8 protein-coding genes are annotated in these 14,596 nt (G+C 66.4%); 3 read left to right on the top strand and 5 right to left on the bottom strand.

Features of this window, described 5'->3' with window-relative positions:
- Nucleotides 1-83 precede the first annotated feature (83 nt).
- On the top strand, nucleotides 84-932 hold the full coding sequence (locus OG379_RS14795) for a helix-turn-helix domain-containing protein (protein ID WP_405662876.1): 849 nt from the start codon (nucleotides 84-86) through the stop codon (nucleotides 930-932).
- Nucleotides 929-1,120, top strand: a complete 192-nt coding sequence (locus OG379_RS14790; protein WP_405662874.1) for a DUF397 domain-containing protein — start codon at nucleotides 929-931, stop codon at nucleotides 1,118-1,120. The genes OG379_RS14795 and OG379_RS14790 overlap by 4 nt, the downstream gene beginning before the upstream one ends.
- 63 nt (nucleotides 1,121-1,183) lie before the next feature.
- Here the strand turns inward: OG379_RS14790 and OG379_RS14785 are convergent, their stop codons facing one another.
- Complete coding sequence (locus OG379_RS14785) at nucleotides 1,184-1,888, bottom strand: nucleotidyltransferase domain-containing protein (RefSeq protein ID WP_405662872.1); 705 nt, start codon at nucleotides 1,886-1,888, stop codon at nucleotides 1,184-1,186.
- Nucleotides 1,889-2,101: 213 nt separating this feature from the next.
- Between OG379_RS14785 and OG379_RS14780 the strand changes: the two genes are divergently transcribed.
- Entirely contained in the window at nucleotides 2,102-2,479 is a 378-nt protein-coding gene (locus OG379_RS14780) for a hypothetical protein (protein ID WP_405662869.1), read from the top strand.
- 300 nt (nucleotides 2,480-2,779) lie between these two features.
- Here the strand turns inward: OG379_RS14780 and drmB are convergent, their stop codons facing one another.
- From drmB to OG379_RS14760, 4 genes are read right to left on the bottom strand one after another with little or no spacing between them, the layout of a single operon-like run.
- Nucleotides 2,780-4,624 (bottom strand): DrmB family protein, encoded by a 1,845-nt coding sequence (gene drmB / locus OG379_RS14775; protein WP_405662866.1) that lies wholly within the window; start codon nucleotides 4,622-4,624, stop codon nucleotides 2,780-2,782.
- Nucleotides 4,621-7,845, bottom strand: coding sequence for a helicase-related protein (locus OG379_RS14770; protein ID WP_405662864.1), 3,225 nt, complete (start codon nucleotides 7,843-7,845; stop codon nucleotides 4,621-4,623). The genes drmB and OG379_RS14770 overlap by 4 nt, the downstream gene beginning before the upstream one ends.
- A complete protein-coding gene (locus OG379_RS14765) occupies nucleotides 7,842-9,755 on the bottom strand; it encodes a UvrD-helicase domain-containing protein (RefSeq protein WP_405662862.1) in 1,914 nt (637 codons plus the stop codon). Before OG379_RS14765 ends, OG379_RS14770 begins: the two co-directional genes overlap by 4 nt.
- Nucleotides 9,752-14,524, bottom strand: a complete 4,773-nt coding sequence (locus OG379_RS14760) for a DEAD/DEAH box helicase (RefSeq protein ID WP_405662860.1) — start codon at nucleotides 14,522-14,524, stop codon at nucleotides 9,752-9,754. The genes OG379_RS14765 and OG379_RS14760 overlap by 4 nt, the downstream gene beginning before the upstream one ends.
- Nucleotides 14,525-14,596: the final 72 nt, after the last annotated feature.

Genomic DNA, 14,596 nt, shown 5'->3' with positions numbered 1-14,596 from the left:
CGCGCTGGACTGGGAGGGTCACTGTACGTAACCCTTGCTTGTGGCCCACAAGCGGGCGCAGCACAGGGGAGAGGCGGCCGGGCATGGCTTCGGACAACGGAGGCGGGGGACAGTGTGGCGAGCCGGAGTCATCGGACAGCCTCAAGACGTTCGGGGCCGTACTCAAGGCGCTGCGCGACGAAGCACACCTGACGCAGGAGCAGTTCGCGCCTCGGGTGCAGTACTCGGCGGCGTACATCGCCAAGATCGAGCAGGGCAAGCGATTCCCGCCGAGGGACTTGCTGGAGCGCTCGGAGGAGGTGCTGGGGGCGACGGCGGCACGGGTGCTGGCGGCGGCGGCCAAGAGCCTGACGCGGAAGGTGGGGCTGGCTTCTTGGTTCCTGCAGTGGGCGGCGGTCGAGGAGGACACGGCCTCGCTGTACGCCTACGAGTGCCGGGTCATCCCTGGCCTTCTGCAGCCTGAGCCGTACATCCACGCACTCTTCGAACGCCACTTGCCCCCGCTCACGCAGGAGCAGTCTGAGCGCCAGGTGGCGGCGCGACTGGCCCGACAGCAACTGCTCATCGACCGGCCGAACACCTCCTTCAGCTTCATCATCGAACAAGCTCTGGTGGAAAGGCGCTTGGGCGGGGCCCAGGTGACGAAGGCACTCATCGATCACCTGCTCCTCGTGGGGCGTTACCGCAACGTGGAAATCCAGGTAATGCCCCTCGTGCAGGAGGACCACGCCGGATTCGAAGGGGAGATGTACCTCGCGGAAACCGCTGATCACCGGTGGGCAGGCTACGTCGAAGGTCACGGCACTAGCGTGCTCATCACTGACGCGAAAGCGGCAAGTTACATGCTTCAGCGCTATGGCAAGATGCGCTCACAAGCCCTGAGCCATCAGGACACCACAAGCCTGCTGGAACAGATGCGAGGAGAGCGATGAGCACCGTAGAACTGGCCTGGTTCAAGAGCAGCTACAGCGGCGGTGGCGGCGACAACTGCGTCGAGATCGCTGTCTACCCCGAGGCTGTACTGGTCCGGGACTCGAAAGACATGCAGGGGGATGTGCTGACTGTCTCTCCTCGTGCGTGGTCAGCGTTCGCGGGGCTGGCTGCTGACGCGCGCGTCTGAGTAGCCCGAGGGCGAGCAGTTGCCCCGTGGCCTCCTCACGGTTCGAATTTCCAGCCGCCAGCCTTAACTGCGGCGGTACCCGGCCCACCGGGGGCCGCCGGCCGATGCCAGGACTTCGCCCACTACGTGCGCGAACTGGCCTTCCTCATCGGTCCTACCGGACATTGCTGCAACCGCACCTGCTGTTAGACGCCTGTGCAATTCCGGGTCGGCTGCAGCGAGTCGTCGTGAAAGCCACTTGCCACCGCCCAGCCAGTGCCCGCCCGTGAGCAAGGCCAACTCTGAGGCCCGCTCCAAGAGGTGGGCCACCAGGTAGGTCCGCTCCAAGGGGTCGGTGCAGCCACGAAGGTCGTCCAAGGTGTCGGTGAGTGCATACCGCCGGTCTTCCATTTCTGTCGCTGATGCGGGTGGCGGCCCCGCTGCCAACCGTTCGCGGGACTCAGCCTGCAGGGCAGCTCCAAGCCCGTCCGCATCGGTCAGCAACAGGCCTTCCGCGCACATGGCCAGCAGCGGCGATCTGCGCGCAGCCGTCTCCCGCTCAGCGAAGAGTCGCCAGTCGGCCTCTGTCTGGACGAACAGCTCCACAGGCCAGCCATCGTGTATCAGGCTCTCCCGGAATGGGGCAGGTGGACCAGTCAGCAGCACCACGATGTCCAGATCGGACGTAGGTGTGCGGTGGTGTGTCAGCACGCTGCCGGCCAGGAAGGCGGCCTGGGCCTCAGGGAAACGGTCCCGCACCAGTTCCTTGGCGATGCTCACATGATCCATCGTGACAGTGTGGCGCCGCGGGAGGCTCCGGGCACTGGGATATCACGCCGGTCGCCTAGCGCTTCAGGTCCAGCCCCCTTACCGAGCAGGCTCGACAATGGCGTCCTGCATCAGCGCACACAGCTCGTCTTTCATCTCGCGGAGCTCCCCCCCTGCCGCTGGAGCAGTTCCGGCGGGCCCTCGGCGGGAGACATCTGCTTGGTACCGTCCAGCGTGAACTTCACCTCCGGCGGGACAGACGGGCCACGTCTGAACGCCGCTGCTCGGGCACACGCTGAACGTGGCAACAACATATGTGGATCCCTTACAGCAACAGCCGGCGCTCAACGCGCGGCCGAGGCGTTCCACGCCATCGGCTGGGCGGTGCGCCGGTCGAGCTGGACCGAGTTCAAGGTTGAGACTGCCTTCGCCGAGCTTGAGCTGATGCCGTTGGATCCCGTGGTGTTCAGCGGGTTCGTGGACCCCGCCCGCCTTGCTGTCCTCCTGGCAGCCTTGAAGGAGATGGGCCTGCCATTCACGGTCGAGTTTGAGGACGACGATGGGCAAGAGCACGTCTACCGCTCCGCAGTCGGTCCGATGGCTGACCGATAGTTTCCTTGCCGTGGGCTCCTTCGGTCGGTCTGCGATCCGAAGGACGTCGACGGAACGAGCAACCTTGATTTCGACGAGCAGGACCGCCTCATCGGCATCGCGGTCTTGGCGGCCAGTTCAAAACCGTCGCAGTACCTGCTCCCAGGCAGCGGAGCGCTTGGGCGTCGAAGGTGCGTGACGCAGTGGACAGGGCAGTCGCGGCCAACCTGCTGCGCTCTCTGGCCGGGAAGGGGCTCAGCCAGTTGGATGGTCGGCAATCTTTCGATCGACTGCCGACCACCCGAACCTGTTGTTGTGTCGTCAGTGCTGCAGGACATCGTTGAAGAACCCTATGGAGGGGTCTTCCGGCGTGCCGATGAGAAGCGCCCTGTCCAGTAGCCCGTTGTTGTGCTCACAACTGGTCTCGGGCAGCAGCACGCAGGCATGGCAGGCCGCCATGTTGATTCCTCCGACCCCGCTTCCTTCCGACTCGATGCAGAGGGGATCGGCTGAGCACCAACGAGCCCGGTCGAGGGCCGATTCCAAGGACTCCTTCAGTCGGTCGGGCTCGCCCTGGGCAACCAGGCCACCCAGGCTTCCGGCGGAGTCGCTCGTCGCGGTGCAGATGAGCATGCCCGCCATGGTGTCGCTCGCATACAGCCGCTCCCGCAGCGAGGCCGCCGGGTAGCCCCCGTCCAGGCTCCACTCATTGATCAGAGCGTGTGCGAGGGTGTGGAGGAGGACCATGCGGGGAGAGGCGGGCGAGTCGGGCACGGACTCCGGGTCCTGGGCACGTTCGCGCATCATGCGGGTGTGGTTGTTCCGCATGCGATCGGCACGGGCCGCCACAGCTACGCTCCGGGCCCAGGCGTCCACTCGTTCCTCGTCGAGCCGGAGGAAGACGCCTTCGCCCTGCACCTCCATCGCGGGCAGCCAGTCCAGCTCCTGCAGGGACAGGGCGGCTTCGTGGACGTCCGTGCGGGTCTCCGGGGTGTCGACCCGGGAAAAGGCCTTCAGGGCACGGACTTCCCGCAGCCGCTTCACCAGCATCGGACCCGTCACACCGTACGGACTCAGTAGGGTCGGCGAGGACAGGGGGTGCTCGCACACGAATTGGTCACCGCGGCCGCTCTCCTTCTCGGGCTGCCCCGCGATCAGCCGTTCGTATTCCTGCCTCCGGAGCCGGACGAACGCGCTGTCCACGGTGGCTTCCTCGTCGGAGCCGGCGTCCTCCTGATTCTCCGTGGCGAGGAGTGCGATCACCTTGTCGGGCGAGAAAACGTAGTTCTTCTCAAGCCCGAGCACCTTGAGATAGACCCGAATTCCGTGCTCGTCCCCGGTCTCGTACATCTCCCTCAGGTCGTCCAGCCGGGCTTCGAGCTTGGTGAAGTGCTCGTCGCTGTAAGGCGGAATGGACAGCGCCGTTCGTACGATCGGCTGCCAGGCAACGGAAGAACCGCGCTGCAAGGTGCGCGGCCGCTCAGAGCAGTGATCGGCCGGTGCGTCCTTCAACCAGGGGCGTTTGCCGCTGCAGAACACCTTCAAGTCGGACAGAGCCGTACTGCTGAACGCGCCTTCCATCGACACCTCGGGCACTCCGCAGCTGCAGGAGATCAGGATCGAGCGCAGAGATGCCGTCTTTCCGCTGGTGCGCAGCCGCATCTCGCCGCTGCAGAGACCTGTCTCCCCCTCCTGCCGATTCTTGCGGTGGGCCCACTTCCAATAGGGGAAATCGTCGATGTGGCCTTTGCCGCAGGCCATGACGAAGCGCGAGGGAACGAGGTCCTCCTCGCATTCACCGCATTCGTTCCTCCCTGCTGGGGAGTTGAACTGCCGTACATGCTGGAGGGCTTCACACTTCGGGCAGGAGTGCCACAGAGGGAATCTGCGGACGTGTACGCCGTCCTTGCTCGTGTCGTCCGACGCGGGCGGCAGTCGGAACGACTTCACGCCCAGGACCCGCGCCAACCGATGCTCGAAGATGGTCGGAGCATCGCTGATGTTCCAGGAGTCGGTCCCGGCCACTATGAACGATTCGTTGTCCACGGCGACCAGCGATCCGACTCCGTACGTCGTGATCATCTGGGCGCGGCGCACGGAGCCTCGACGCGGGTAACTGCGCTCCGGGGCTCCGGTCCGGCGACGTCGAGCGGGGGGAGGGGTCATCGGGTTGCCTCCATGAAGAGAGCGGACTCGGCGTCCACATCACGCAGACTCCACAGGGTGGGCCACGCCTCCGGCTCGGAGTCGTCGAACCCGCACAACAATGAGGGCGTCTTTCGACCCCGTTTGGGCTCGTAGAGCAGTCCGCCCAGGGCCTCTGCCTCCTTCGACCACCAGTCGACGAACTCGTCGTAGGCGTCGGCCGTCGCCTCGTATTCGTCCCTGTCGACCCTTTCGACCCGGGCCAACAGCGTGGTCCGGACGATCCGATCCAGTTCGTCGCGGAACTCTTCGATCCGCCCCGCACCGTCGTTCGGACGGGCCGCGGGGATCATGATCCGGGCGAGTGCGACGACGACCGCGTGCAGCCCCCGCTCGCGGGAACGGGAGGAGAACGGGGTCACGCTGGTCGACTCCACCTCGCGGTACAGCGCGGAGTGGAAGTGCTGGAAGCTCTCGTAGTGCGACCGGTCCCTGGACCTGTTGGAGTTGAGCATCACGGCGACCAGACCGGGGTGGCGGCGGCCTACCCGGCTGGTCGCCTGGATGTACTCGGCCGTGGTCTGCGGCTGCCCCATGACGGCCATCAGACCGAGTCGGTCGACATCGACGCCGACCGAGATCATGTTCGTCGCGAGAAGGACGTCCACGACGTCGGGGTGCCCCAGCCGCTGCTCCACCTGCTTGAGGCGCTTCGGTACCTCGCTGGAGTTGGCGCGGCTGGTCAACTCGGTCTGCTCCAGGATCCTTCGGCGTACACCGCCGTCACGGTCGGCCAGATAGCCGAGATGTGCGTCGACGTCGTCGTGGACCTGCAGTTCTGCCGCAGCCAGCAGCCTGAGGCTGTTGAAGTACCCCACGAGCGTCCAGTAGGCGTCACGGACCTGATCACCGTCGCCGCCCTGCACCGCTCGATGGAGCAGGTTGGCGTAGGTACGGATGAGGAGTGTGGACTGGCTGGTACTCGGGGTGAGTAGGCCGACGTACTGTCGACTGGCCTTGCGTTCCCTGGGCGTCTCCACCGCGAACCACGAGTCCCTGGCGTCGATGCCAGCCGGGGGGAACTGGGCGACGTCGCGCGCGAAGAGTTTGGTGCCCTGCTCCGACGCCCGACGGATCGTAGCGGTCGATGCGATGATCTTCGGCTCATTCGCGAGCAGGTCCACCGCCGTCTCGTACAGGCCGGTGAGCGTTCCGAGCGGGCCCGAGATGAGATGGAGCTCGTCCTGGACGATCAACTCGGGCGGCGGGGTACCGTCCCCACGATCGCGGTTGAACAGTGCGGCGGTCTGCTCGCGCCATGGCATGGCGGCGAACTTGTCGACAGTGGCGATCACCAGGGTGGGGCGTGCGTCATAGACGGCTTCGTCGATCAGGTGGACCGGCAGTCCGTCGCGAAAGTCGCACCAGGTGTCGGGGCAGCGGACGTACATCCGCTTAGCCTCCTCGTCGACCTCGTACTGGTACGCGTCGATGCGGGTGCCGCACCAGGGGCACGCGTGTAGTTGGACCGGGTTCCTCTCCTGGAGCTCCTTCTCCTTCCGGAGCTCCACGAGGCTTTCCTCGGCGACCGACAGTTTGTTGGGTGTGGCGGACTGGCCCACCCACATGCCGATCGAGATGGTTTCCGTCCCCAGCGTCTGCTCGTCCCCGAGACGAATGCGTTCCATGGCGCAGATGAGGGATGCAGCACGCTCGAACTGCTGCAGGGTGAGCAGCCTCAGGGTGTAGCGCATCAGGACCGTCACGCCCCCGCCCCGCTCCATGAGGCGCATGCGTCGCAGGAAGGTCGTGAAGGCGATCAGGCCGAGGTACGCCTCGGTCTTGCCGCCGCCGGTGGGAAACCAGAGGAGGTCGGCGATGCGACGATCGTCGTGTTTTGGATCCACGATCCCTTCGATGCAGAGGAGCATGAAGGAGATCTGGAACGGACGCCACCTGCCTGCAGCCGTGTCCGGCTCGCCCTGCCGCCCGTTCTTGACCCACTCGCTACGGCCCCGCTGCTGGGCCATCGCACGGTTGGCGAGACGGAACGCCCGCATCGCCTCAGTGTCCGTGCCCAGGACCCTGATGCCTCGACGCATGCGAGCCAGAGCCGTTCTGCAGTGCTCGATCTGTGTCCGTGCAGGAGCCTCGTGCTGCGTGCCCCGGAAGTCCTTCGCTTCCGCCTCCTTGCCGTCGATCCACTCTGCGTACCCGGCCATCAGGTCGTTGAGCGCCGACAGGACCTCGCTTTCGGGGCGGGTCGCCAGACCCTCCATCGTCAGGGCCGAGTCGTCGATGTCGGGGTTGGAATCGGTGAGCAGCACCTCGTGTGCCGGCACGAACTCGGTACGCACGGCGGCGATCCCCGCACGTTTGATATTCGGTTCGCCGACAGGCGGAGGAGTCCAGTCCCAGGCCGCCGAGCATCCGTGCCCCACAGCGAAGGTCGGAGCGTGGCGGTGCAGCAGCCGACTCGTCGCGACCTCCTGGTCCAGCCCTCTGCGCTCGGAAGGGCGGTCCACGATCCCCGTTGCGGCGGATTCGGTGGTGACGGTCACGCGGGGCTGGTAGAGGCAGAAGGCGTCCTGCAGAGCGTATTTTCCGACTCGTTGTGTGTTGATCAACGTGACCGTCACGGTGACCGTCCCGCTCGACGAAGCCTCGGGGCGGACGATGACGTCCAACGCTGCCCCCTCGTGCAGATCGCCCAGTCGATGGCGCTGGGGAACGGTGACGTCGACGATCACCGGGCGGATGGTCAGCTCCCGCCGACGCCAATGCTCCCTCTGCTCGGACACCGTCCTGGCCTGGGCCCTCTCGGCGGCCACCGGGCGCCCGTCGACGTCGACAGGGTCGTAGGCCGCAGCCTCGGTGCGCACGATGAGCCGCGGGGCGATCTTCGGGTCCACGGCGAACGTCAGTCCCATGGAAGACGGTCGCCGGTCGCCGGCCTGGGCGGCGGCAAGATCAGCCGGAGGTTCCTCGATGTCTCTGCCCCTCCGCATGACCGGAGTCTCGTCGAGCCCTTCGTTCTCGGCCGCGTCCTCCTGGAGCACCCGCTCGGATTCGGGGTCGGACGGCCTCGGGAACAGCACTCCCATCGGGTAGGTGGTGATCGGCGGGTCCTGGGTCAGGATCTCGTCGGCGGAGCCGGGGCCGAGCAGGTCCCTGCGGAGCTGCTCGACGAGCCCATCCCGAAGTGCGTAGTGAGCCGCGTGCATGCTGGTCCCGTCCGTCATCCGGCGATGCCTTCCTGCGTGGTCCTTCCGGTGCGCTTGTAGCGCCCGAGTCCTGACATACGGGGCACCATCCAGATGCCATGGTCGCCCAACCCGGCGCGGGCGCCGGAGGCCGCACTGCCCGCGACGCTCTCCAGACAGTCGACCCGGAAGCCCGTTATCTCGACCGGCCAGTTGATCTCCCACGTCTTGTTGATCTTCAGGGAGGTGTGGAGGTCCTTGCGGAACCGCTCGGAGACGACGGAGATCGGCCGGTCCCCGTGGAAGACCGTGTACGGAGGGCTCTGATCGGCAGCCAGGGCCATCCCGTGCTGGAGTCGGAGCATCACGCCGTCACCGGGGACGACCGACGACGCGAGATAGTCCTGCACGGCGGCGGCATCGTCGACGAAGCCGTCCGTGCCGGGAGGGTGCTCCCGACACACGTCCTGCCCGGAGGCCACGATGCCGTCGCGGATGTACGACTTCCACCCACCCAGGTACCACCGCTCGGTCACTCTGTCCCGGCGCACAAGTGCTGTGTCCGGCGCCGCGATACGGAAGAGATCGTCCCGGGCGCGAGTCATGGCGACATACAGTGAGCGAGCCTCTGCCGCGGGGTCGACGTGGCTGTGCTGCTTGCGCAGCTCCGCCGTGGTGGCGGGTTCCACCACTATGACCCGATCGAATTCGAGTCCCTTTGCACGATGCACCGTCGAGACCACCAGGTTCGCGGGTTCCACGGCAGCAAGGTCGTCCGGGAAGCGTCCCTCCGCGACCAGACGCCGGACCGCCGAGACATCCATCAGCCCCCTGGGTGCGCGAGCAGCCCCCCGGAGGGAGCGCCAGATCCTTGCGCGATCGCCGACAGGCGCGGTCGGGCCTGCTGCGAGCAGTTCCTGGAAGCGTTCCTCGTTCAACGTGGAAGCGCCGGTGTACCGAAGGACGGAGCTGACCCAGGCCGGGACCGGCTTGTCCTGCAGCGCGCGCTGGACCCGGTGAGGCACGTCGAGGGAGAACAGCCTCTCGGACAGCACCAGGGCTTGGCGGTTGTCCCTGCAAAGAATGGCGCAGGTGCCTGGATAGTCCCGGAGCGACTCGACGGTGAACTGGGTTTCCAGAGAACCGAAATCGGAGCACGCACGCAGGAGGTCGGTCAGTTGCCGATGAAACCTCTCGCCCGCCGCGTCGGACTCGGCGGGCTCCGACGGCAGCCTCTTGAGCGCCGCACCGAGGGCGAGGGCGGTGCGTGCCTCCTCGGTCCGGGCCCGGAAGTTGGTGGTGAGGTGCAGCTCTACCAGGTCGTCCGGGTACGAGGCTCGGAGCCAGTCGAAGAAGTAGTTGGTCTCTGCGGCACGGGCCTCCTCGTCGGAGACCTGAAAGCCGAAGATGGCCTGGGCGCCGTCCCCCACCACCGTGAAGCCGCAGTTGTCCTGGAAGCGGTCCAGCAGCGTCTCCACCATGTCTCGTCGATCACCCACCAGGTCCTGGACCTCGTCGATCACCACGTGGGCCGGGGCGCCCTGTTCGCTCTCCTCGATCGCACCGCGAAGGATGGCCTCGGTCGTTTCCCTGATCCGCTCGTCGAAGCGCAGTGCGCCCCAGTCCCGGTCGGGCTGCTCGCCGCGCAGCACCGAATAGGCCCAGGAGTCGAAGGTCTGCACCCTGACCCGACGTGCCTCCCGGGCGTGCAGCGCGATGCGCTCGCGCAACTCGCGGACGGCCGCGCGCGAGAAGCTGAGCACCAGGATCTCGCCTGCCTCCAGCGCGTCGTCCTCGTGTCCCATCAGGGCGTCGAGCCGACGGACCAAGGTGTGCGTCTTGCCCGCGCCCGCACCGGCAGTGACCAGCAGCCGGGCGTCCCAGGGCTGCTCGACCACGGCCCGCTGTTCCTCGGTCAGGTGCGGGCTGTCGTGGTACACGTCGGTCACTTGGCCCTCCACAGGTGCTCGAACTGCGTGAAGGCGAGTGCCTTGCCGTAGTTGGTGATGTTGTCGCGGACATTGAGGATCAGACAGGTCTCCTTGCCTCCGTTGCCGGGACCGCGCAGACCTCGACCGATCATCTGTTGGTAGACGTTCGGGCTGTAGGTGGGCCGGGCGACGACGACTGCCCGGGTGGCCGGTGCGTCGAACCCCTGTGTCAGGACACCGTAGTTCGTGAGAACGCGAACGCGACCGCGGCGAAAGTCGTCGATGCTCTTCCTGCGCTCGCCCGTGGAGGTGGCCGAGTCCACCGAGGCGGCGGTGATGCCTCGGTCCTTGAGCTTCGCGGCGAGGAACTTGGCATGCGCCACGGACGTGGCGAAGACCAGGACCGGCCAGTCGGCGGGCATCTCACCGATCTCATCCAGGATGCGCCTGTTGCGGTCGTGGTCGTCGGCGAGACGCTGCTCGGCGGCCTTCGACAGCAGGCTCATCTGGTCGGCCCGCTCCTTCTCGTCGTGGGTCAGCTCGATGGTGCCGCCCAGCAGCTCCCGGTGATCGACCTTGGCCAGCATGCCGAGCTCCTGCAGCTCCCCGTAGGCGTCACCGGACGTGAAGACGCCGTCGTCCAGACGCTGCGCACCGAAACGTTGGACCAGCCGCCGGGTCTCCTCGTCGTTGGTGTTGCGGAAGGGGGTCGCGGTGAGACCCAACAGATGACGCCGCGTCTCCCGTGATGTCAGACCTAGGTGTTCGAGAATCTTCGTGTACTGAGGCGAGATGGCGACGTGCGCTTCGTCGACGATGACCAGACTCGCCTGTCGGATCCAGGCGTACCCCTCGGTGTCGAGGCAGAGGCGGAGCTTCGCGTCCGTCGCGACCACGAGGTGCGGGCGGTCGCTCACCGGGCCCGCCTCGTTGGTGGTCCACAGTCTGCTGATCGAGAGAGAGCTCTCCGCACCGACCTTCGACCACACGAAACTCCAACTCTGGACCGCCTGCTCGCACAGTTCTTCCGTCTGGGCGATCCAGAGGATGGGACCGTCCAGCTCCCCGACGGACTTGACCCAGCGAATCACGGCCTCCGCCGCCACCCGGGTCTTGCCCGCACCGGTGGGTAGCGAAAGCATCCCGCGCTGCGGTGCGAACCGGTCGAGCATCGCGAAGACTCTCGCCGCGAGACGTTCCTGGTAGTCGTGCAGGCGCGGGAACTCGGTGGGGCCTGGAACCTCGATCCTCGGCGGCAGCGACGGTGTCCTGGTGCCGGCGAAGGAATCGGGGAAGCCGAATTCGGAGACGAACTTCACCGCGGACGACGAGCCGGTGAAGCTCGATGGCGCGTGGCTGGGATACGCGGCCTGCAGATCGCGGGTGTGCATCTGCAGTACCCCGTCACCATGCGCGTTGTACGCCATCCGTGCGATCCGTCGAGCCGACGGCTCGACACCTCCCAGCTCTGCACGCTCACTCTCCAGCAGACCCGGCGGCAGACCGGCCCGCAGGGCGAACTCGCCGATGAGCAGTTCCAGCTTCTCCTCGACGCTCTCCGCCTCCCGGACCTGTCGCAGGGCTGCCTGGAGCTGCTGGTCGGCTTCCTGCCGCTCCTGGGCTTCGAGAACCGCCCGGCACCCCGCCTCCTTCAGCCCCCAGCGCAGCTCCTGATCGACGGCCATGAGGGCGGCGAGCCGGTCCGTGGGTTCCAGGACGAGCACGGTATTACCCTGGAGCGCGCTCTTGCGAGGATGGGGAGTCGCCCCCTGGGGGGTCCGGGTCACTTCCTCCAACTCGGAGCAGCGTTGAAGCCGGTAGTTGTTGACCGCGTTTCCGATTCGCTGGCGCAGCGTGGGGAACTCGTCGTGCAGAAGTGTCGGCTCACCGGCGCCTACGTGGCGCGTCTCGCGGCTGATGACGTCGGCATAGCGCAACATGCCCCAGGTCTTGACGAGCAGAGCCGCGTCCTCGGGACTACCGGCCAACAGAGCGGGAATCTGCTCCGCGCGCAGCGCACGGTACTCCGCTTCGGACGCCGCGACAGCGATCTTGTCGTCCTCCTGCGTGGACCAGTCCGATCCGATCCGGCAGCGGGTGGGTACTCCTTCGGGGAAGTCGACTTCGAGCCGGGTGAGCATCACGTACGTACGGCCAACGAAGGTGTCGTCGTCGCTGGTGCCGAGTTGTTCGAGCAGGCTGTCCCACTGCTTCGCCGGGACGTCGTCCACCACCGTCGGCAGGTGCAGCTTACGGGCCTTCTCGGCGCTGATGTCTGCGACCGGGAGAACATCGGCGTATGCCTGCAGTTGAGGGCCCACCGCGTCGGAGAGCGGGACGATGCCCTGCGAGGTCGGGACCCGACCGAATCGGCCGAGCATCCAACGCAAAGGGGAGTGGATGATCTTGCGCGTGGACAGTTGGGCGCCGAACTGCAGGGTCCAGGTGTCGATGACACTCCCGTCGGGCAGCGCCTTCACGAAGGCCGCTCGCCCCTCGTCCGACAGAAGCTCCAGGAGATGCAGTGGCCCGCCGATGGGGGACCCCTCCAGTTTGAGCCTGTTGAAGGACGGGCGTGCCGCGTTGCTGCTCAAAGTGCGGCAGTAACTGTCGTAGATCGCTGTGGAATATTCGGCGAACCATGCTTCGTCCGACGAAGGGCGGTGGCCCACGGTGGGTGCCGGGCGCAGTCCGAACTCGTGGAAAATCATTCGGTCGTCGGAGTGGAAGTCCAGGTCCACAGCGACCGAGCGGTCCCGGCTGCCGTCGGCAGGTACCACGGCACCGGGGAGGAGACAGTCCCGCATACGGTGGAAGCGCCCGTCCACCGTGCGTACATACAGTGTCGCCATCGGCTCGGGGACGCGGGCAATCACCTCGCCGCTCACCTGGCTGCCACCCGCGTTGTGGAACAGCTCCCAGAACCGTGCCCAGTCCTGGGGCCCGTAGCCGGTGAAGCCCTGCTCCAGGACGCCGATGAAACGCCCTCGGGAATCCGCCTCCCGAATGCCGACGGCATTGAGATCGCTGATGAGCGACTCGTCCTCCGACAGCGCGGGGTCCACGTACGTGGTGCCGTCCCGTAGTCCGTCCTGGACGGCCCTGCGGAAGACCTTGCCCACTACCGCGGGCACCAACCCGCTCTCCTCCGTCAACACGATGCGGGCCGCTCGGGCCTCCTCCGCGAAGGGCGACCCCTCGCGGACCATCGCGGCGAGGATACGGATCGCCACGGCAGAAGCTTCGGCCGTACCGTCGGTGACCAAGGCCTCCATCCACTCCCGGACGGTCGCTCGACCCTGCCTAGTTTGTTCGAGAACGTGCGCGACCTTGCCGGGGCGGAACTCGGCGGCCTCCACGGAGGGGTGCACCCAGTTCACAGGACGCCCGGGGTAGGCGTTCCACATCCGGAGCCATTCGAGCTTGAGCGGTGCCTTGCCTACCGGCGCGGGGTGGACGCGCAGCTCGCGGGGTATCCGCAGGATGCCGTCCTGGTCTGGAAGTGAGGGAAGTTGCGCGGTCAGTTTCCAGATCTGCTCGGTCAGGTACCTATCGGCCCAGTTGAGGGTCTCCGACTCCCTGGTCCGACCGGGCAGCAGGGGGAGGTAGGCACCGGGATCCTCGGCCGGTGCGAGCTGCGGCAGCGATTCGACGACCAGCTTCGCGGCGACGTGGATGATCTCCTCGTTGAACGGACTGGAGTCAAGGAGGTTCTGCCTGTCCTCATTCGTCTTCCAGGCTCCGTTGAGGATGCCGGCCAAGGTCATCGGGTACTTGGTCGGGAAGAACGACCAGAACTCTCCCCGGCCCCTGGGGACGGTGAGGACTGCGTCGCCGGTGTACTCGGGAACGGCCCACGAGATGTCGATGGTCCCCCGATCGTGCATCTCGCCGGCGCTGGCCCGTGCGGCCTCAGAAGGTTGGTGGGCGTGCGCGAACACCTTCCACGCAGAACTCGACTCCGGCCGGTCAGTTCGTGCCTCGTGGATCGTGTGCCGGAAGCCATCGTGGTCGACCGTGATCTCGCGGCGGACCGGCGGCTTGGGCCGAGTGTCCTCGAGGATCACGGTCCCGACGTGATGGGAGAACAACTGGAACCTGGCGGGGAACTCGCGCTTCTGCTCGGCCTTGTTCATGGAGTCGTGCATGTCGTGACCCAGCCGCTCGGCGGCCCCGGGCAGCAGCGGCAACCGCACCACCGTCGTGGCCCAGTCGAGTAGATCGTTCAGGACGGGGTCCGTCAGCCGCTCCTTCTCGGCGTCCAGAGGGCGAGCCATCCTCAGCACGGGTGCTTCGAATACCTCTTCGGGTGATGCGCCCCGGGCCTTCCTGATTTCCTCGTACGACCACACCCGGTCGAATCCGAATGCACCCGAACTGCTGAAAAACTGGGGGGTGTCCGTGACGGACAGGATTGATTTCACGCCGACACCGAACCGACCGATCTGGCCACCGCGCTTCTTCGACACACTCATACGGAGAATGGTTTCGGCACCTTCGGGCGTGACAGGCGTTCCCTCGTTGGCGCAGTAGAGATGCGTCCTGGTGAGGACGACATGGACCTTTCCGCCGGGAGCGGAGGCGATCTCGTCCGCCGCGTTCTGCACGAGCTCGAACAACTGGCGGTCTCCGTAACCGCCCTGAGTGATCCTTCGCTCGCCGTTGGCATGCTCCAGGATCAACCCGGGGTCCACACGGTACGTCTCCAGGACGCGCGTCGACTGGTCGAGGATCTTCTGGATGACGGGCAAGGCTCCCGAAGTACCCGTCACGTCGCTGTGGTTCAAGGTGATCCCATTTCATGGCCGTGAGATGAACGTGGGGGGAGCGGAGGCCGGCCGCTGCGGGGGCGCGGCCGG

The organism is Streptomyces sp. NBC_01166 (genome assembly GCF_045039765.1).
GTDB lineage: Bacteria > Actinomycetota > Actinomycetes > Streptomycetales > Streptomycetaceae > Streptomyces.
Note: the sequence above shows the minus strand (reverse complement) of the source record. Positions and strands in the feature narration are given on the sequence as shown.

What these genes read in the sequence shown, in the direction of transcription:
- OG379_RS14795 (WP_405662876.1), top strand. Translation starts at nt 84, where the DNA reads ATGGCTTCGGACAACGGAGGCGGGGGACAGTGTGGCGAGCCGGAGTCA.
- OG379_RS14790 (WP_405662874.1), top strand. Translation starts at nt 929, where the DNA reads ATGAGCACCGTAGAACTGGCCTGGTTCAAGAGCAGCTACAGCGGCGGT.
- OG379_RS14785 (WP_405662872.1), bottom strand. Translation starts at nt 1,888, where the DNA reads ATGGATCATGTGAGCATCGCCAAGGAACTGGTGCGGGACCGTTTCCCT.
- drmB (WP_405662866.1), bottom strand. Translation starts at nt 4,624, where the DNA reads ATGACCCCTCCCCCCGCTCGACGTCGCCGGACCGGAGCCCCGGAGCGC.
- OG379_RS14770 (WP_405662864.1), bottom strand. Translation starts at nt 7,845, where the DNA reads ATGACGGACGGGACCAGCATGCACGCGGCTCACTACGCACTTCGGGAT.